This window comes from Nocardioides soli (assembly GCF_014191495.1).
GTDB classification, from domain to species: domain Bacteria; phylum Actinomycetota; class Actinomycetes; order Propionibacteriales; family Nocardioidaceae; genus Nocardioides; species Nocardioides soli.
Genome location: NZ_JACHWR010000002.1, coordinates 472,512 through 489,099, shown reverse-complemented (window position 1 = coordinate 489,099; position 16,588 = coordinate 472,512). Strand labels below are relative to the sequence as shown.

Annotated in this window: 19 protein-coding genes; 4 read left to right on the top strand and 15 right to left on the bottom strand. The window is 72.0% G+C overall.

Annotated elements, in window-relative coordinates:
- Positions 1-132: 132 nt before the first annotated feature.
- The 5 genes from FHU40_RS12830 to FHU40_RS12810 all read right to left on the bottom strand — a co-directional run bounded on the left by FHU40_RS12830 (position 133) and on the right by FHU40_RS12810 (position 4,120).
- Entirely contained in the window at positions 133-1,257 is a 1,125-nt protein-coding gene (locus tag FHU40_RS12830) for a 1-acyl-sn-glycerol-3-phosphate acyltransferase (RefSeq protein ID WP_183592712.1), read from the bottom strand.
- Positions 1,250-2,296: an NAD-dependent epimerase/dehydratase family protein gene (locus tag FHU40_RS12825; protein WP_183592711.1), complete on the bottom strand. Its 1,047-nt coding sequence runs from the start codon at positions 2,294-2,296 to the stop codon at positions 1,250-1,252. Before FHU40_RS12825 ends, FHU40_RS12830 begins: the two co-directional genes overlap by 8 nt.
- A gap of 15 nt (positions 2,297-2,311) precedes the next feature.
- Positions 2,312-2,413 (bottom strand): 30S ribosomal protein bS22, encoded by a 102-nt coding sequence (locus FHU40_RS12820; RefSeq protein WP_008356322.1) that lies wholly within the window; start codon positions 2,411-2,413, stop codon positions 2,312-2,314.
- Positions 2,414-2,544: 131 nt separating this feature from the next.
- On the bottom strand, positions 2,545-2,748 hold the full coding sequence (locus tag FHU40_RS12815; RefSeq protein ID WP_183592710.1) for a helix-turn-helix domain-containing protein: 204 nt from the start codon (positions 2,746-2,748) through the stop codon (positions 2,545-2,547).
- Between the two features lie 184 nt (positions 2,749-2,932).
- Complete coding sequence (locus FHU40_RS12810; protein ID WP_183592709.1) at positions 2,933-4,120, bottom strand: acetoin utilization protein AcuC; 1,188 nt, start codon at positions 4,118-4,120, stop codon at positions 2,933-2,935.
- A gap of 184 nt (positions 4,121-4,304) precedes the next feature.
- Here FHU40_RS12810 and trpS point away from each other — a divergent pair, with 184 nt between their 5' ends.
- Positions 4,305-5,273, top strand: coding sequence for a tryptophan--tRNA ligase (gene trpS, locus FHU40_RS12805; RefSeq protein ID WP_183592708.1), 969 nt, complete (start codon positions 4,305-4,307; stop codon positions 5,271-5,273).
- On the opposite strand, the gene FHU40_RS12800 is transcribed toward trpS, so the two are convergent.
- From FHU40_RS12800 to FHU40_RS12765, 8 genes are read right to left on the bottom strand one after another with little or no spacing between them, the layout of a single operon-like run.
- Positions 5,270-5,818: a TerD family protein gene (locus tag FHU40_RS12800; RefSeq protein WP_183592707.1), complete on the bottom strand. Its 549-nt coding sequence runs from the start codon at positions 5,816-5,818 to the stop codon at positions 5,270-5,272. The genes trpS and FHU40_RS12800 overlap by 4 nt on opposite strands.
- An 18-nt stretch (positions 5,819-5,836) precedes the next feature.
- A complete protein-coding gene (proC, locus tag FHU40_RS12795) occupies positions 5,837-6,643 on the bottom strand; it encodes a pyrroline-5-carboxylate reductase (RefSeq protein ID WP_183592706.1) in 807 nt (268 codons plus the stop codon).
- A gap of 9 nt (positions 6,644-6,652) precedes the next feature.
- The gene (locus FHU40_RS12790) at positions 6,653-7,603 is read right to left on the bottom strand and encodes a proline dehydrogenase family protein (protein ID WP_215526320.1); all 951 of its coding nucleotides are present in this window, start codon (positions 7,601-7,603) and stop codon (positions 6,653-6,655) included.
- A gap of 39 nt (positions 7,604-7,642) precedes the next feature.
- Positions 7,643-8,374, bottom strand: a complete 732-nt coding sequence (locus FHU40_RS12785) for an ABC transporter permease (protein ID WP_183592705.1) — start codon at positions 8,372-8,374, stop codon at positions 7,643-7,645.
- Positions 8,371-9,084 carry an ABC transporter ATP-binding protein gene (locus FHU40_RS12780; RefSeq protein ID WP_183592704.1) on the bottom strand — a complete coding sequence of 238 codons (714 nt, stop codon included), beginning with the start codon at positions 9,082-9,084 and terminating at the stop codon, positions 8,371-8,373. Before FHU40_RS12780 ends, FHU40_RS12785 begins: the two co-directional genes overlap by 4 nt.
- 58 nt (positions 9,085-9,142) lie before the next feature.
- Positions 9,143-9,751 carry a TetR/AcrR family transcriptional regulator gene (locus FHU40_RS12775; protein ID WP_183592703.1) on the bottom strand — a complete coding sequence of 203 codons (609 nt, stop codon included), beginning with the start codon at positions 9,749-9,751 and terminating at the stop codon, positions 9,143-9,145.
- A gap of 11 nt (positions 9,752-9,762) precedes the next feature.
- Positions 9,763-11,058, bottom strand: coding sequence for a cytosine permease (gene codB, locus FHU40_RS12770; RefSeq protein WP_183592702.1), 1,296 nt, complete (start codon positions 11,056-11,058; stop codon positions 9,763-9,765).
- Entirely contained in the window at positions 11,055-11,525 is a 471-nt protein-coding gene (locus FHU40_RS12765) for a nucleoside deaminase (RefSeq protein WP_343057840.1), read from the bottom strand. Before FHU40_RS12765 ends, codB begins: the two co-directional genes overlap by 4 nt.
- 150 nt (positions 11,526-11,675) lie before the next feature.
- Between FHU40_RS12765 and FHU40_RS12760 the strand changes: the two genes are divergently transcribed.
- Complete coding sequence (locus FHU40_RS12760; protein ID WP_183592700.1) at positions 11,676-13,223, top strand: PucR family transcriptional regulator; 1,548 nt, start codon at positions 11,676-11,678, stop codon at positions 13,221-13,223.
- Here the strand turns inward: FHU40_RS12760 and FHU40_RS12755 are convergent.
- Positions 13,220-14,014, bottom strand: coding sequence for a sugar phosphate isomerase/epimerase family protein (locus FHU40_RS12755; RefSeq protein WP_183592699.1), 795 nt, complete (start codon positions 14,012-14,014; stop codon positions 13,220-13,222). The two genes, FHU40_RS12760 and FHU40_RS12755, sit on opposite strands and share 4 nt — an antisense overlap.
- Complete coding sequence (locus FHU40_RS12750) at positions 14,014-14,952, bottom strand: Ppx/GppA family phosphatase (protein ID WP_183592698.1); 939 nt, start codon at positions 14,950-14,952, stop codon at positions 14,014-14,016. The genes FHU40_RS12755 and FHU40_RS12750 overlap by 1 nt, the downstream gene beginning before the upstream one ends.
- 49 nt (positions 14,953-15,001) lie before the next feature.
- On the opposite strand from FHU40_RS12750, the gene FHU40_RS12745 reads away from it, so the two are divergent.
- Both FHU40_RS12745 and FHU40_RS12740 read left to right on the top strand, forming a co-directional pair.
- On the top strand, positions 15,002-15,781 hold the full coding sequence (locus FHU40_RS12745; protein WP_183592697.1) for a DUF3109 family protein: 780 nt from the start codon (positions 15,002-15,004) through the stop codon (positions 15,779-15,781).
- Positions 15,782-15,873: 92 nt separating this feature from the next.
- Positions 15,874-16,512 carry a VOC family protein gene (locus FHU40_RS12740; protein WP_183592696.1) on the top strand — a complete coding sequence of 213 codons (639 nt, stop codon included), beginning with the start codon at positions 15,874-15,876 and terminating at the stop codon, positions 16,510-16,512.
- The last annotated feature ends 76 nt before the right edge of the window (positions 16,513-16,588 follow it).

Sequence of the window (16,588 nt, the reverse complement as noted above, 5' to 3'; positions counted from 1 at the left end):
GTCCGCGGGAGCACGCCGACACTCCCCCGACACCGGCGGGTGGTTTCGAGACAGGCGCTAGCGCGCCTTCCTCAACCACCGCGGGCGCGCCTTCCTCAACCACCGGGAGCGCGCCTTCCTCGACCGTCGCGACTAGCGGAAGACGGACTGGCGCTGCATCAGCAGCGTGTAGAGCGTCTGCTGGATGGTCTCGCGGACCTGGTCGGTGATGTTGAAGACCAGCATCGGGTCGTCGGCGGCGCCGGCGTCGAACTCGTCGGTGCGGATCGGCTCGCCGAACTCCAGCAGCCACTTCGACGGCAGCGGCACCAGGCCGAGCGGGCCGAGGAGGGGGAAGAACGGCGTGATCGGGATGTACGGGACGCCGAGGAGGCGGGCGAGCGAGGGGAGGTTGCCGACGAGCGGGTAGATCTCCTCGGCGCCGACGACCGAGAGCGGGACGATCGGGACTCCGGTGCGGACCGCGGCGGAGACGAAGCCGCCCCGGCCGAAGCGCTGCAGCTTGTAGCGCTCGGCGTACGGCTTGCCGATGCCCTTGAAGCCCTCGGGCCAGACGCCGACGAGCTCGCCGTTGCGCAGCATCCGTTCGGCATCCTCGCTGCAGGCCAGGGTGGCACCGCTGCGGCGCGCCATCGAGCCGACGAACGGCAGCCGGAAGACCAGGTCGGCACCGAGCGGGCGCAGGAACCGACCGGTCTCGTCGTGGATCGAGACCATCGTCATCAGTCCGTCGACCGGGATGGTGCCCGAGTGGTTGGAGACGACCAGGGCGCCGCCGTCGGCCGGGATGTTCTCGACGCCACGCACCTCGATGCGGAACCACTTCTGGGCGATCGGACGCAGCGCGGCCATCAGGAAGCGCTCGGTGACCTCCGCGTCGAAGCCGTACTCGTCGACGACGTAGTCACCGGTGACCCGGCGCCGCAGGAACGCCAGGAACCTCGCCAGCTGCGGCTCCCACTCCTCGCCGAAGACCTCGGCCGCGGCCTGTTGGAACGCCGCCAGCCACTCGGCGGCAGGGATCCCGCCCGCGGGGGTGGGCTCGTCGGTGGTGACCGGCTCGCGGACCACCGCCTCCTCGACCGGCTTCGGCCGGGGCGCGGCCGACTGCTTCTTGGGCGCCTGCTTCTTCGCCGGCTTCGGCGCCGGCCTGGCGCCGTTCGCGGCGAGGCCGCGCGCCGCCGAGGAGGGTGCGGTGCCGGTGCCGCGCCCCGGGCGGCCCCGGGTGCCGATCGGGATCACCTCGGCGTCAGCCACGGTCGCTCCCGGCCGGGGTCGGGTCCGCGGCGGGCAGCCGGTCGGCGAGCCCGGCCAGCAGCCGCTCGGCGGGGCGCCCGCTCGCCGCGAGGGGTGCGGAGAAGTCGGCGAAGGCACCGTCGGTGGTGAACGCCGGCTCGAAGCCGAGGTCGGTGCGCATCCGGGTGGTGTCGACGCCGCGGCCGTAGGTGAGGAACGCCGTCTGCTCCGGGGAGAAGTCGGCGACCCGCGCCGAGCGCAGGATCGAGCCGACGTTGCCGACCGCGAACGGCGGCAGCGGCACCGTCGGCCGCCCGAGACGGCGCAACGCCTGCGAGAGCATCAGCAGGCCGTCACCGGCGACGTTGAAGGTGCCGGGGACCTCGGAACGGATGGCGTGCAGCAGCAGCTCGAGCAGGTCCTGCTCGTGCAGGAACTGCATCCGCGCGTCGTGGCCGAGCACCGTCGGGATCACCGGCAGCCGGAAGTACGACGTGATCGGACTGGTGACGTGCGGCCCGATGACGTTGGCCGCGCGCAGCAGCGTGACGCACACGTCGGGTCGCCGCCGGGCGAAGCCGCGGACGTAGCCCTCGATCTCGGCGACGTCCTTGGCGTAGCCGGAGCGGGGCGCCCGCCGCGGCTCCATGTCCTCGGTGAACATGGCGGGGTCGCGGCTGCTCGCGCCGTACACCGTCGTCGTCGACTTCACGACGAGCGTGCGCAGCCCCGGTGCCTTCTGGCACGCGGCCAGGAGCTGCATCGTCCCGATGACGTTGAGCTCCTTCATCGTGTTGCGGCCGCCGGCGCTGCCGGGGGTCGCGATCACGCTCATGTGGACGACGGTGTCGACGTCCTCCTTGACGATGACCTTCGCGATGACGGGGTTGCGGATGTCGGCGCGGACGAACGAGACGTCGCCGATGTCGCCGCGGGGCGGTACGACATCGACGCCGATCACCCTCGCGACGTCCGGGTCTGCCGCGGCAGCGCGCGCGAACCGCCGGCCGAGGTCACGCGAGACCCCGGTGACGAGGACGACCCTGCCGGCGCTGCCCATGCGGCGAGCGGTGGCCTACTTGCCGAGCTTGCGACGCTGGACGCGCGTCTTCTTCAGCAGCTTGCGGTGCTTCTTCTTGGCCATGCGCTTGCGCCGCTTCTTGATGACAGAACCCACGGGATACCTTTCGACAGCTGTACAGCCGTCCGCCGGACGGACCCGGTGGACCGGCCAAGCCTATCCGGGTGAGCCCACCCGGCAGAATCGACCGGTCCAGCCGAGACCCAGAGGGTCCTGCGCGGTCCGGCTCAGCCGGCGCTGTAGAAGCTCTTGCGCAGGTACTCGTCCACGTCCGACTCGAGGACGCGGAACGAGCGGCCGACGCGAACGGCCGGCAGCTCGCCACCGTGGACGAGCCGGTAGACGGTCATCTTGGAGACCCGCATCATCGCCGCCACCTCGGCGACGGTGAGGAACTTCGAGTCGTTGATGTCTCCGGAACTGGTAGCCATCGTGCACCGATTCTTTCTGTCTGGCGCGCCACCGGCTTCCCCACCGGCGATCGCACGCGCCACGCATCCGTGAGAATAGGGCCTGATGTGACTCATGGGGAAGGGCTTCACCAAAGATGCACCCGGGACACGGCGTGTCCGCTTGCATCAGCCGCCAGAACTTCTCCGGTGTAGTTCGTCCCGGTCAGGGCAGCGGGTCGAGCCCGTGCAGCGGGAACGCCTCCATGCGGGTCGCGTGGATGGCCCGGTCGAGCCAGGCCTCGGGGTCGTAGCCGTCGCGCCAGTCCCGGTACGCCGGACTCCGGCCGTCGGTGAGCCGCATCGGAGCCACCCGCCCCAGCCGCTCGCGGACGTGCTCGCGCCAGCCCGCCGGCGTCTCGGAGTCGGGGTCGAGCGGCACGCCGCTCACGATGGCGAGCAGGTGGCTCCAGGCGCGCGGCACGACGTCGACGACCGCGTAGCCGCCACCGCCGGTCGCGACCCAGCGGCCCTCGCACAGCTCGTGGGCGAGGTCGTGGAGCGCGAGGTACGCCGCGCGCTGGCCGTCGACGGTCAGCATCAGGTGGGCGAGCGGGTCCTCGGCGTGGGAGTCGCAGCCGTGCTGGGTGACCAGCACCTGCGGCTTGAACTCGCGCAGCAGCGGGGGCACGACCGCGTGGAAGGCCCGCAGCCAGCCGGCATCGGCGGTGCCGGGCGGCAGCGCGACGTTGACCGCGGAGCCGAGCGCCCGGGGACCACCGAGGTCGCGCGGGAAGCCGGTGCCGGGGAAGAGCATCTGCCCCGTCTCGTGCAGGGAGATCGTGAGCACCCGCGGGTCGTCCCAGAACACCCGCTCGACGCCGTCCCCGTGGTGGACGTCCACGTCGACGTACGCGATCCGCTCGGCGCCCTGGTCGAGCAGGCTCTGGATGCCGATCGCGACGTCGTTGTAGATGCAGAAGCCACTGGCCCGGTCGGGCATCGCGTGGTGCAGGCCGCCGGTGATGTTGGCGGCGTGCAGCGACTCCCCGCTCCACACCTGGCGGAACGCCTCCACGCTGGCGCCGACGATGTGCGCGGTCGCGTGGTGCATGCCGCGGAAGACCGGGTTGTCGTCGGTGCCGAGCCCGTGCACGCCGTCGACGGCCATCGGGTCGCGCCCGGCGCGCATCACGGCCTCGATCAGCTCGGGGCGGTGCACGGTCGCGATCACGTCCTCGCTCGCGATCGGGGCCGGTACGACGCGCAGCCGGTCGCCCACGACACCCAGCTCGGTCGCGAGCCGCATCGTGAGGTCCACGCGGAGCGGCGACATCGGATGCTCAGGTCCGAAGTCGTACTCCGTCAGGCTCTGGTCGAAGACGACCGTCGCCGGTCCGGGACAGGCAGGCATGTGACGGACGCTACCGCTAGGCTGGATGCGTGCTGACGCTGCGTTCCACGTTCCGTACCACCGCGTGGTGGCCCGCCTGACGGCGGCCCACCGACCTGCGCTGACTCCAGCACACCTTCCAACGGCCGCCCACGGGCGGCCGTTCGCACGTCCCGACCCGTGGGCACTCATCCCAGGAGATCCCATGAACCACCCCGATCGACGCAACCTCTCGCTGCTCACCCCGAGCGGGCACCTCACCCTCGGCAACCTGCTCGGCGCACTGCGCCCGATGGCCCGCGGGCAGCACGAAGCAGACTGCTTCTACGGCATCTCCGACCTGCACGCGCTGACCACGCCGCACGAGCCGACCCGACTCAGGGACACCGTCCGCGAGATGGCGACCCTGCTGCTGGCCGCGGGCCTCGACGAGTCGACGCTGTTCCTGCAGAGCCGGGTGCCGGCCCACGCCCAGCTGGCCTACCTGCTCGAGTGCACGGCGTACACCGGCGAGCTCAACCGGATGATCCAGTTCAAGGAGAAGGGGCGCGGGGTCGACTCGACCCGGGTCTCGCTCTACACCTATCCCGCGCTGATGGCGGCCGACATCCTGCTCTACCGCCCGCAGCAGGTGCCGGTCGGCGCCGACCAGCGCCAGCACGTCGAGCTGACCCGCGACCTGGCGATCCGCTTCAACAACGCGTACGGGCCGGTGTTCACGGTCCCCGAGGTCGCGGTGCCGGCGGCCGGCGCGCGGGTGATGCGACTCGACGACGCCACCCGGAAGATGGGCAAGTCCGACGCGTCCGCGGCCGGCGTCATCGCGCTGCTCGACCCGCCGGACGTCGTACGCCGCAAGGTGGCGCGCGCGGTGACCGACTCCGACACCGGCCCCGACGCCGTCCGGTCCGACCCGGCGAAGCCCGGCGTCACCAACCTCCTGGAGATCCTCACCGCGTGCGGCGGCAGCGCCGAGGGCATCACGACGTACGGCGCCCTGAAGCGGGCCGTCACCGACGCGGTCGTCGCCGAGCTCGAGCCGCTCCAGAAGCGGTACGCCGAGCTCGCGGCCGACCCGGCGCACGTCGACGGGGTGTTCCGCGCCGGCGCCGAGCGCTGCCGGGCGGTGACCGCGCCGGTGCTCGCCGCGGCCGAGGCGGCGATCGGGCTCTAGAGGAGCCGCTTCAGGGCCCGCTCGGACTCGGTCGGCAGCTTGACCGGCACCGGCTCGGCCAGGGCGCGGAGCCGCCAGCCGTCGCCGCTGCGACCGATCCGGGCCAGCACGACGCCGGTCTCGGGAACGCCCAGGGTGAGCGTGACGCGGGCCAGCTCGACGTCCCGCTCGTCCACCACGCGGCAGTAGGCGTTGGCGATCCACTCGAGCGTCTGACCCTGGTAGCTGGTCACCAGCAGGAAGACGGTGTCGATCTGCGGGTGCACCCGGTCGAGGTCCACGAGGATCTGCTCGTCGTCCCCCTCGCCGCTCCCGCTGGTGTTGTCGCCGAGGTGCTCGACGGACCCGTCCCGGGTGGTGTGGTTGTTGTAGAAGGCGATGTCGAAGAGCCGGCCGCCACCGAACTGCACGGCCGACGCGTCCAGGTCGGCGGCCCGCGCTCCGCCCGAGCTCAGCGCGCCGGCGCCCGGCGCCTGGTCCCAGCCCAGGCCCATCCGCAGCTTGCCGGCCAGCTCGATCTCCTGGCCGCTCGTCAACTCGATCACGATGTCGACGTTAGCGCGTCAGCCGTTGCCCTCGGCCAGCGCGCGCGAACGGTCGCGGGCGGCCTCCATCGCCGCCAGGAACGCCGCGCGGACCTTGTGGACCTCGAGCTCGCGCAGGGCGGCCGCGGTCGTGCCGGCGGGCGAGGTCACCTGCTCGCGCAGCACGGTGGGATGGGTGCCGGTCTCGCGCAGCATCTTCCCGGAGCCCACCAGCGTCTGGATGACGAGCTCGCTGGCCGTGCTGCGGGGCAGACCGAGGTGTACGCCGGCCTCGATCATCGACTCGACGACGTAGAAGATGTAGGCCGGGCCGGAGCCGGAGATCGCGGTGACCGCGTCCTGCTGGCGCTCCGGGATCCGCAGCACCTTGCCGACGGACGCCATCAGCGCCTCGGCCTCGGCGAGGTGGTCCTCGCTGCAGTGGGAGCCCGGGGAGATCGCGGCCATGCCCTCGTCGACCAGGGCCGGGGTGTTGGGCATCACGCGGACGACGGCGACGCCCTCGGGCACCCGGGCCTCGATGAACGCCGTGGTGATGCCGGCCGCCAGCGAGACGACGAGCTGGCCCGGTCGCAGCGCGGACGCGATCTCGTCGAGCAGGTCGCCCATGTCCTGGGGCTTGACGACCAACGCGAGGGTGTCGGCCTTGCGGGCCGCCTCGACGTTGGAGACCACGGCGACGCCGTACCGCTCCTCCAGCTCGCTGGCGCGCTCGGCGCGCTTCTCGCCGACGAGCAGGTGGTCGACGCGGCGGCCGGCCCGGACCAGGCCGGAGAGCAGGGTCTCGCCCATGACTCCGGCGCCCAGAATGGCAGTTTGAGCCATGGCTACTACCTATTTCTTCGAGATCAGGGACCGCAGGAAGAATGACAGGTTCTGCGGACGCTCGGCGAGCCTTCTCATCAGGTAGCCGTACCACTCGGTGCCGTAGGGCACGTAGACGCGCATCCGCTCGCCCTTGGCGGCCAACCGGCGCTGCTCCTCGGGACGGGTGCCGTAGAGCATCTGGAACTCGTAGCTGCCCGGCGCGCGGCCGTAGCGGCTGGCCAGCGACGAGGCGATCTCGACCATGCGCGGGTCGTGGCTCGCGATCATCGGGTAGCCCTCACCGGCCAGCAGCACCTTGAGACAGCGGACGTAGGACCTGTCGATGTCGAGGCGGTCCTGGAAGGCGACGTCCTCGGGCTCGAGGTAGGCGCCCTTGCAGAGCCGGACCCGGGAGCCCTCGTAGGCCAGCGCCCGGCAGTCGGCCTCGGTGCGGTGCAGCATCGCCTGGAGGACGGCTCCGGTCTCGGGGAAGTCCTTGCGCAGCTCGCGCAGGATCATCAGCGTCGAGTCGGTGGTGGTGTGGTCCTCCATGTCGAGGGTGACCGTGGTGCCGGCGTTGCGGGCGGCCCGGCAGATGGTGCGGGCGTTCTCGAGAGCGATCTTGTGGCCCCCGCCGGCCGCGACCGTGTCGGGCAGGAACTGACCGATGGCGCTGAGCTTCACCGACACTTCGGCGCCGCGGGTCAGGCCGCGCGCGGCGAGCTGGCGCAGCAGGTCGAGGTAGGCCTGCACGGTGGCCTCGGCCTGGTCGGCGTCGAGAGTGTCCTCGCCGAGGAAGTCCAGCGTCACCAGGAGCTTCTCGTCGGCCAGCCCGGCGGCCGCGTCGACGGCGGACTCCGTGGTCTCCCCGGGCACGTAGCTGCGGACGATGCCGGCCGAGACCGGCATGGTGCTCACCATCTTCTTGACCGCGGCGCTGCGGGCCAGGAGGAGGAGCGGCTGACGGAGGATCGGCATGTCTCTCAGGCTACGTCCGCGGTGCCGCCGCGGCCGATTTCAGGGGGTACGCCGCCGCAGCGTGGCCGCGCCCAGCACCAGCCCGGCCACGGCGAAGCCGGCCACCACGGCGAGGTCCTGCCACACGTCGGCCGTCTCGGCCGTCTGCGTCAGGGTCTGCATCGCGTCGACCGCGTAGCTGAGCGGCAGCACGTCGCTCACCCACCCGAGCACCGTCGGCAGCTGGTCGCGTGGGACGAACAGGCCGCACAGCAGGATCTGCGGGATCACCACCGCCGGCATGAACTGCACCGCCTGGAACTCGGTCTGCGCGAACGCGCTGACGAACAGGCCGAGCGCGGTGCCGAGCACGGCGTCGACCACGGCGACGACCACGAGGAGCCAGACCGGGCCCTGCACCTGCAGGTCGAGGACGCCGACGCTGAGCGCCACCGCCAGCACCGACTGCACCGCCGCGACCAGACCGAACGCCACCCCGTACCCGAGCAGGAAGTCGAGCTTGCCCATCGGCATCGTGAGCAGCCGCTCCAGGGTGCCGCCGCTGCGCTCGCGGAGGGTGGTGACGCTGGTGACCAGGAACATCACGATGAAGGGGAACATCGCGAGCAGCGCCGGACCGACCTCGTCGAAGACCGGGGTGTCCTGGAACATCCACCACAGCAGGGTGATCAGCAGGCAGGGCAGCACCAGCAGCAGGGCGAGCGTGCGGTGGTCGCGGCGCAGCTGGGTGAGCACCCGCGCGGCGACGGCGACGGTGATCCTCGAGGTCATCCGGCGTCCTCCCTCACGATCGCCAGGAACGCGTGCTCGACGCTGTCGGCGCCGGCCTTCTCCTTGATCTCGGCGGGCGTGCCGTCGGCGATGATCCGGCCCTCGCGCATCAGCAGCAGCCGGTCGCAGCGTTCGGCCTCGTCCATGACGTGACTGGAGACGAAGACGGCGGTGCCCCGGTCGGCGAGGCGGTGGAAGAGCCCCCAGAGGTCCTCGCGGAGCACCGGGTCGAGGCCGACCGTGGGCTCGTCGAGCACGAGCAGCACCGGCTCGCCCAGCAGCGCGACCGCCAGGCTGGCTCGGCTGCGCTGGCCGCCGCTGAGCCGACCCACGATCTGGTCGCGGTGGCTGCCGAGGTCGACGGCGTCGACCACCCGGTCGATCTCCTCCCTACCGACCCCGAGGACCCGGCAGAAGAACCGGAGGTTCTCGACGACGGTGAGGTCGTCGTACACGCTCGCGGCCTGGGTGACGTAGCCGACCGTCTCGCGCAGCGACCGGCTGCCGGCCGGCTCGCCGAAGACGGTCACGGTCCCCGCCCGGACCTGCTGCACGCCGACCAGGCACCGCATCAGCGTCGACTTGCCGCAGCCGGACGGGCCGAGCAGACCGGTCACGCCGTCGCCGATGGTGACGTCGAGGCGCTCGAGCACCGTGCGCTTCCCGCGGACGACGTGCAGGCCGCGGATCTCGACCGCGTTATTCACCATGCGGTGAATTATGCGCTGGTGGGCGGTTCGGGGCAAGGACGATCGCAGGGATACCCGCCTACGGCAGCGGCATCTCGAAGTACCGCTGGATGGTGGGGGCGACGGCGGCGACGACGTCCTCGGCCGGCAGGGAGGCGAGCGGCTCGAGCTCGAGGACGTAGCGGCCGACGATCAGCCCGAAGATCTGGCTCGCGACGAACGGCATCCGGCGCTCGGGCTGGTCGAGGCCGAGGGCGTCGGCGATCGGCAGGATGATCGCGGGGAGGAAGCCCTCCCGGATCAGCGCGGACCCCTCGGGCTCGAGGATGCCGCGGACCACGCCGAGCAGGGAGGGCTGGAGCTCGGGGTCGTCCCAGACGCCGAGGAACGCCGTGAGCAGCCGCTCGGCCGCGCCGTCGATGCCGCCGGCCACGGCCGGGACGATCACGCCGGTCGGGTCGATCGGCAGCTCGAGAGCGGCGACGAAGAGGTCGTGCTTGGTGCCGAAGTAGTGGTGCACGAGCGCGGCGTCGACGCCGGCGTCGGCGGCGATGGACCGCACCGACGTGCGGGCGTAGCCGTGCTCGGCGAAGCGGGCGCGGGCGGCGCCGAGGATCGCCGCGCGCGTGTCGGGTGCCCCGGGACGACGACCCCGTCGTCCCGGCGCACCCGACCTGGCCTGGCTCATGGTCGCTCAGGCTACGACGTGGCGACCCGTTCGGTCCGGGTGCGGTCGAGGGCCACCGCGACCACGACGGCCACGACGATCCCGAACAGCGGCGGGATGCCGACCTCGGCCTCCTTCGACCAGTAGGCGACCCCGCTGGCCACGGCGTACGTCGCGATGTTGCGCCAGTCGAGCGCCACCGGCGCGTGGTCGGCCGGGATGCCGCGCCGCCAGCGCAGGAAGAAGTCCGCGATGATCACGCCGCCGAGCGGCGGGATGAACGTGCCGAGCAGGCCGAGGTAGTCGATCAGGTGGTTCTGGACCCCGGTCAGCGCCAGCACCGTGCCGATCACCGAGCCGCCGATGACGAACGGCGTCTTGGTCGGCCGCTCGAACAGCTCCGCGCCGGCCACGCCGAAGGCGTACGCCGTGTCGGCGTTCGACTTCCACAGGTTGCCGAAGAGCAGGAAGACGCCCCAGCCGACCAGGCCGAGGTTGTACAGCACCAGCACGAAGTCGCCCTCGCCGAAGGTGATCGCACCGATGGCGCCGAAGAGGATCATCAGCCCGTTGCCGACCAGGAAGCCGATCAGGCAGGCCCAGACCGCCTGCGAGCCGGACCGGCCGAAGCGGGTCCAGTTGGGCGCCTGGGTGCCGGCCGAGACGAACGTGCCGACGACGGTGGTGATCGCGACGGACAGCGCCATGGTGGCGCTCGGCTCGACGTCGAACAGGCCGCCCAGGCCGCCGACCTCCTCGAGCGAGCGGACCACGACCCACACCGCCAGGATCAGGATGAGCGGCGTGGACACCAGGGAGACCCAGTACATCCCGCGGTAGCCGTAGCAGGCGGTCACGCACATCAGCACGCTGGTGAGCACCATGATCGACGCCTTCGCGGCGTACGACTCCCAGCCGGCCGCCTCGGCGGTCAGGTCGCCGATCGTGCCGACGACCACGCCGTACCACCCGATCTGGGTGCCGCCCAGCAGGATCGAGGCCAGCTTCGAGCCGCGGTTGCCGAAGCTGTAGCGGGCCATCACGACGGTCGTCAGCCCGGTGCGCGCGCCGACGTAGCCCATCAGCGCGACGTAGGTGCCGAGGATCGCGGAGCCGGCCAGGATCACCAGCAGCAGCTCGCCGAACCCGAACGCCGGCCCGAGCTGCGCGCCGGCGAGCATCGTCGGCGTGAAGATCGTGAAGCCGAGCAGCACGACCGCCAGCGAGAGGAACGACTTGCGGGCGCTCAGCGGGACGGGCGTGACGGGGTAGTCCGGGTCGACGGGGTCGACGTCGACCCCGTCGCGGCCGTCGACGTTCGTGGTCACGCCTCCTCCCCGATGTCCTCGGCCCAGATCTCCGCGCGCTCGTCGAGCATCCGGTCCATCAGCTGCTTGCAGGTCGGGTCGTCGAGGACGTCGACGACCACGCCCCGGCTGCGCAGCCAGCTCTCGGAGGCCTCGAACGTGCGGTTCTCGCCCACGACGATCCGCGGGATGTCGTAGAGGACCGCGGTGCCCGCGCACATGAAGCACGGCGAGAGCGTCGTGTAGAGCACGCTGGCCCGGTAGACCGACGCGGGGAGCCGGCCGGCCCGCTCGATGCAGTCGGTCTCACCGTGCCGGATCGCGCTGCCGAGCTGGACCCGGCGGTTGCGGCCCACCGCGAGGACCTCGCCGTCGTTGGTGACCAGCGCGGCCCCGATCGGGACGCCGCCCTCCTCCCAGCCGATCCGCGCCTGGTCGATGGCGAGTCCGAGGAAGTGCTTGTCGTCGAGGTGTTCTGCGGTGGTCACGGAGGGCCTCCCTTTGCCGTCGGGTGCGGACGCGACTGCGCTGCACGCCGACACGATGGCCAGTGCCAGGATCCGACCACAAGGGACACTGTGTCCGGTCCCCACACCATCTTGAGAGACAGACTGCTCGCCTGACGGCAGCATGGGGCCATGATGCCGACGCTGCGGGACGTCCTCGCCATGCCGTCCTTCCGGTCCGCCTCGGTCGAGGTCGTGACCGGCGACCTCGACGCGGTCGTGCGCTGGGTGCACTCCTCCGAGGTCTACGAGATGGGCGGGCTGCTCGCCGGCGGCGAGGTGCTGCTCACCTCCGGCCTCGGCCTGCACGGCCGCACCGCCGAGCAGCTGGTGGCCTACGTCGACCAGCTCGCCGACGCCGGCTGCGTGGCGCTCGCGATGGAGATCGGCCGTTCCTTCTTCGACGTGCCGCCGGAGCTGATCGACACCGCGCGGCGCCGCGACGTGGCCTTCCTCGCCCTGCACTCGGTGGTGCCCTTCGAGCGGATGGTCGAGGACTTCCACGACCTGCTCGTACGCCGCAAGCTCGGGTCGACGCGGTCGAGCGAGGCGATCTGGCAGGAGCTGCTGTCGCCGGTGATGTTCGGCCAGGGCATGGCCGTGCTCCTCGACGCGGTCGCGCGCCTGGCCGGCTGCGCCGCCGAGCTGGTCGACACCGACGGCCGCGTCGTCGAGCGGAGCCGGATCGCGGTCCCGTCGTCGGAGACCGACCGGGTCGTGACCGAGGTGCGCGTCCAGGCCGGGGTCGCCGGACGGGTGGTGCTGCTCGGGCGCGGCACGGCACGGCGTACCGCCGTGGCCCACCGAGCGGCGGCGGCGGTGGCGCTCGAGCTCGGCCGCCATCCCGGCGTGGGGCAGCGCCCCTCGCTCGCGCAGGCGATCGTCACCGACCTCGTGACCGGGGCGTTGGCGTCCGCCGGCGACCTGCGCAAGCGGCTGACGGACATCGGCTGGACGCCGGGCGAGAGCCAGCACGTGCTGGTCGCGGCCGTCGACGTCGACCACAAGGTGCCGGTGCAGGAGCTGCTCCCCCCGGTGCGGGAGGCGGTGCACGAGGTGCTGGGGCCCTGTGTCTCGGGAGTCGCCGGCAGCCAGGTGGTCGTGCTCGCGCACGGGTGGCAGCGCGCGGAGCCGCAGCGGCTGCGCGCGGCGTTCGTCGAGGTGTACGACGCCGTGCTGGCCGGGGCGGGCGACCTCGCCGTCGCCGTCCGCACCCTGGCGGTGGCCGCGCCCGTCGTCGACCTCGCCGAGGTGGGCGCCGCCGTCGCCCAGGCCCGCGAGGTGGTGCAGATCGCCCGTCGGTTCGGCACCCGGACCGGCGTCCTGCTGACCCGCGACGTCGGCGTGCAGCGGCTGCTGGCCGCCGGACCGGCCGCGGCCCTGGCGGCGTTCGTCTCCGAGCAGCTCGGGCCGCTGATCGACCACGACCGCGAGACCTCCGGCGACCTGGTCCGCACGCTCGACGCGTTCGTCAGCCACGGCGCCAGCAAGGCCCGGACGGCCACGGCGCTCGGCATCCGGCGCCAGTCCCTCTACGCCCGGCTGGCCCGGGTCGAGCGGCTGCTGGGCATCTCGCTCGACGACGCCGCGCAGGTGAGCTGCCTCTCCGTCGCCCTGGTGGCCTGGCGGATGCGCACCGGCCTGGACCTGCAGGCGGCGTTCGACCGGAAGCCCGCCTAGGGACCGGTGGCGACGGGGAAGTGCTCGCGCGCGAACTCCAGCGACTCGCGCAGGTCGCGCTCCCGCTCGGCGCGGTCGACGCACTTGCGGGTGTTGATCTCCAGCACGATGTCGCCGCCGAAGCCGGTCGCCGCGAGGTGGTGGAGGAACGCGTCGGCACCCATCGTCCCCCGGCCCGGGACGAGGTGCTCGTCCTTCGCCGACCCGGTGCCGTCGGTGAGGTGGATGTGCCGCAGCCGGTCACCGAGCCGGTTCGCCATCTCGATCACGTCGTCGTGGGCGATCGCCGCGTGCGACAGGTCGATCGTGGTGTTGGTGTAGGGCTGGTCGGAGGGGTCCCATCCAGGCAGGTACATCTCCAACGACCGGCCGGAGGCCCGCCACGGGTACATGTTCTCGACCGCGAACGCCAGCCCGGTCGATGCCTCCAGGGCGGCGATGCCGTCGACGAAGTCACGCGCGTAGGTCTTCTGCCAGCGGAACGGCGGATGCACCACGACCACGTCCGCGCCGACGGCGTGCGCCATCTCCGCGGACCGTTCGAGCTTGCTCCACGGCTCGGTCCCCCAGACCCGCTGGGTGAACAGCAGACAGGGCGCGTGCACGGCCGAGACCGGCACGCCGTGGTGCTCGGAGAGCTGCTTGATCGCCGACGTCTGCTGGCTCAGCGCGTCGATGCCGACCATCACCTCGACCGAGTCGTAGCCCACCGAGGCGGCGTACGTGAAGGCGTGCGCCGACGACTCGGGGTAGACCGAGACGGTCGAGAGGCCGATGCGTGAGCCGCTCATCAGAACGCGAGGTCGCTGATCTGGTCGAGGCGCTCGAGGATCACGCCCTCGCGCAGCGCCCACGGGCAGACCTCCAGCGCCGGGAGCTCGAAGATGTCCATGACCGCCTCCGCGACCAGGGCGCCGGGCAGGATCTGGTGGGCGCGACTCGGCGAGACCCCCGGCAGCTGCGCGAGCTCGTCGTGCCCCATCGCCGCCAGCTTGGGGATCCACTCCGCGAGCACGTCGAAGGCCAGCGACCGCGGCACCAGCGGGCCCTCCGCCGACGGCGCCGCACCGCAGATGCGAGCCAGGGACCGGAACGTCTTCGAGGTGCCTGCCGCATGGTCGGGCGAGCCCGGGCGCAGTAGCCGGCCGGCGTCGCGGGCGATGTCGGCGCGGATCTGCCGGCGCAACTGCCGGATCGCCTCGTCCGCGACCGGACCGGCGGCGAGGTGCTGCCGGGCCAGCCGCGCGGCCCCGAGGGGCAGCGACCAGGCCACCTCCGGCTCCTCGTCGGCCCCGCCGGCGATCTCCAGCGAACCTCCGCCGATGTCGAAGACCCAGAGCCGGCCTGCCGACCAGCCGAGCCAGCGGCGTACGGCCAGGAAGGTCAGCCGCGCCTCGTCCTCGCCCGCCAGCACCACGATCGACCGGCCGGTGCGCTCGCGCACCTCGTCGAGCACCGCGTCGGAGTTGATCGCGTCGCGGACCGCCGAGGTCGCGAAGGCCAGCATGTCCTCGCAGCCCTTCTCCTCCGCGACCCGCTGCGCACCGATCGTGAACTCCGCCAGGGCGTCGATCCCCTGCCGGGACACCGAGCCGGTGGCGTCGAGGTGCTCGGCCAGGCGCAGCGGCTCCTTGTGGGAGTACGCCGGCAGCGGGGCCGCGCCACGGTGCGCGTCGACGACCAGCAGGTGCCCGGTGTTGGAACCGATGTCGAGGACGCCCAAGCGCATGTATCCCACGCTACTAGGACGACCCGGCGCGCGACGTAGGGTTGGGGTCGTGCCCGAAGTCGACCTGGCCTTCCCTCGCGCGTACGTCGAGTTCGTGAACCCGGACGACGAGTCCGAGGTGATGCGCTGCGACCTCACCTGGCTGACGTCGAGCTACCGGTGCATCTTCGGGGAGGGCTGCCCGGGCATCTACGCGGACGCACCCGACGTCGGCTGCTGCACGCTGGGCGCCCACTTCGCCGACAAGACCGACGAGAAGCGGGTCGCGGCGTACGTCGACATGCTCGACGAGAACCTGTGGCAGCAGAAGCCGCAGGGCCGCGCCGTCCGGAAGAAGGACTGGATCGAGGTCGACGAGGACGGCGAGCGCAAGACGCGCACCACCACCGTCGACGGCCAGCAGGCGTGCGTGTTCCACAACCGCAAGGACTTCGCCCCGCCGACGGGCGGGGGCGGCGCGGGCTGCGCCCTGCACGCACTGGCCTACGTGCTCGGGAAGAACCCCGTCGAGACCAAGCCGGACGTGTGCTGGCAGCTGCCGATCCGGCGCACCTTCCGCTCCGTGGAGCGGCAGGACGGCACGACGTACACCGAGGTCTCGATCGGCGAGTACGACCGCCGCGGCTGGGGTCCGGGCGGGCACGACCTCGACTGGTACTGCTCGGGCAACACCGAGGCGCACGTCGCACCCGAGCCCGTCTACGTCACCCACGAGGCCGAGCTGACCGAGCTGATGGGCCGGGCGGCGTACGCCGAGCTGGTCCGTCACTGCGACGCGCACGTGCGGTCGCGCTCGGCGCTGGCGCTGCATCCCGCCGACCCGCACTGACGCGCCGCGCACCCCTGAGAGCTGACCTCTCGACGTCAAGAAACAACGACCCCGGTGTCCGACGACTCCGGACGAGCACACACAATCTCTGCATGCGCCTGGACCATCTTTCTTTCGCCGCAGGACCTGATGGCCTCGCCAGCACTGCCCAGCGACTCGGGGGACTGCTCGGCAAGGAGTTCGTCGACGGCGGCGTCCACCCTCGCTTCGGCACCCGCAACATGATCCTGCCGCTCGCCGGCGACACCTACCTCGAGATCGTCGAGGCCCTGGACCACCCCGCATCCGACAAGGCCCCCTTCGGCCAGGCCGTCAAGGCCCGCTCCGCCCTCGGTGGCGGATGGCTCGGCTGGGTGGTCGCCGTCGACGACATCTCGGTCGTGGAGTCCCGGCTCGGCCGCGAGGCCGCGAACGGCAACCGGCACCTGCCCGACGGTGTCGAGCTGCTCTGGAAGCAGATCGGCGTCAACGGCCTGATCGCCGACCCCCAGCTGCCCTTCTTCATCGAGTGGGAGAGCCCCCGCGAGATGCACCCCAGCAACGGCGCCGACCCGGCGTTCTCCCTGGCCTGCCTGGAGATCGCGGGCGATCCGCTGCGCGTCAGCGAGTGGCTCGGCCAGACCGTCGAGGCGCCGCTGGAGGACGTCAAGGTCGAGTGGGTCGCGCCCAACGGCACCCCCGGCATCCTGGCCGCGCAGGTCCAGACGCCGAACGGCCTCGTGCGGCTCTAGTCCGACCCTGAACATCTCCCCCGGGGCCCGCCCGAGCCCCAACATCTGGCACCACACCGCGACGTACGAGGCCGAG

Coding starts and splice junctions, on each gene's coding strand:
- trpS (WP_183592708.1), top strand. CDS start 4,305: ATGAACCACCCCGATCGACGCAACCTCTCGCTGCTCACCCCGAGCGGG.
- FHU40_RS12810 (WP_183592709.1), bottom strand. CDS start 4,120: ATGCCTGCCTGTCCCGGACCGGCGACGGTCGTCTTCGACCAGAGCCTG.
- FHU40_RS12750 (WP_183592698.1), bottom strand. CDS start 14,952: ATGCGCTTGGGCGTCCTCGACATCGGTTCCAACACCGGGCACCTGCTG.
- FHU40_RS12740 (WP_183592696.1), top strand. CDS start 15,874: ATGCGCCTGGACCATCTTTCTTTCGCCGCAGGACCTGATGGCCTCGCC.
- FHU40_RS12760 (WP_183592700.1), top strand. CDS start 11,676: ATGATGCCGACGCTGCGGGACGTCCTCGCCATGCCGTCCTTCCGGTCC.
- FHU40_RS12785 (WP_183592705.1), bottom strand. CDS start 8,374: ATGACCTCGAGGATCACCGTCGCCGTCGCCGCGCGGGTGCTCACCCAG.
- proC (WP_183592706.1), bottom strand. CDS start 6,643: ATGGCTCAAACTGCCATTCTGGGCGCCGGAGTCATGGGCGAGACCCTG.
- FHU40_RS12825 (WP_183592711.1), bottom strand. CDS start 2,296: ATGGGCAGCGCCGGCAGGGTCGTCCTCGTCACCGGGGTCTCGCGTGAC.
- FHU40_RS12755 (WP_183592699.1), bottom strand. CDS start 14,014: ATGAGCGGCTCACGCATCGGCCTCTCGACCGTCTCGGTCTACCCCGAG.
- FHU40_RS12780 (WP_183592704.1), bottom strand. CDS start 9,084: ATGGTGAATAACGCGGTCGAGATCCGCGGCCTGCACGTCGTCCGCGGG.
- FHU40_RS12775 (WP_183592703.1), bottom strand. CDS start 9,751: ATGAGCCAGGCCAGGTCGGGTGCGCCGGGACGACGGGGTCGTCGTCCC.
- FHU40_RS12815 (WP_183592710.1), bottom strand. CDS start 2,748: ATGGCTACCAGTTCCGGAGACATCAACGACTCGAAGTTCCTCACCGTC.
- FHU40_RS12790 (WP_215526320.1), bottom strand. CDS start 7,603: ATGCCGATCCTCCGTCAGCCGCTCCTCCTCCTGGCCCGCAGCGCCGCG.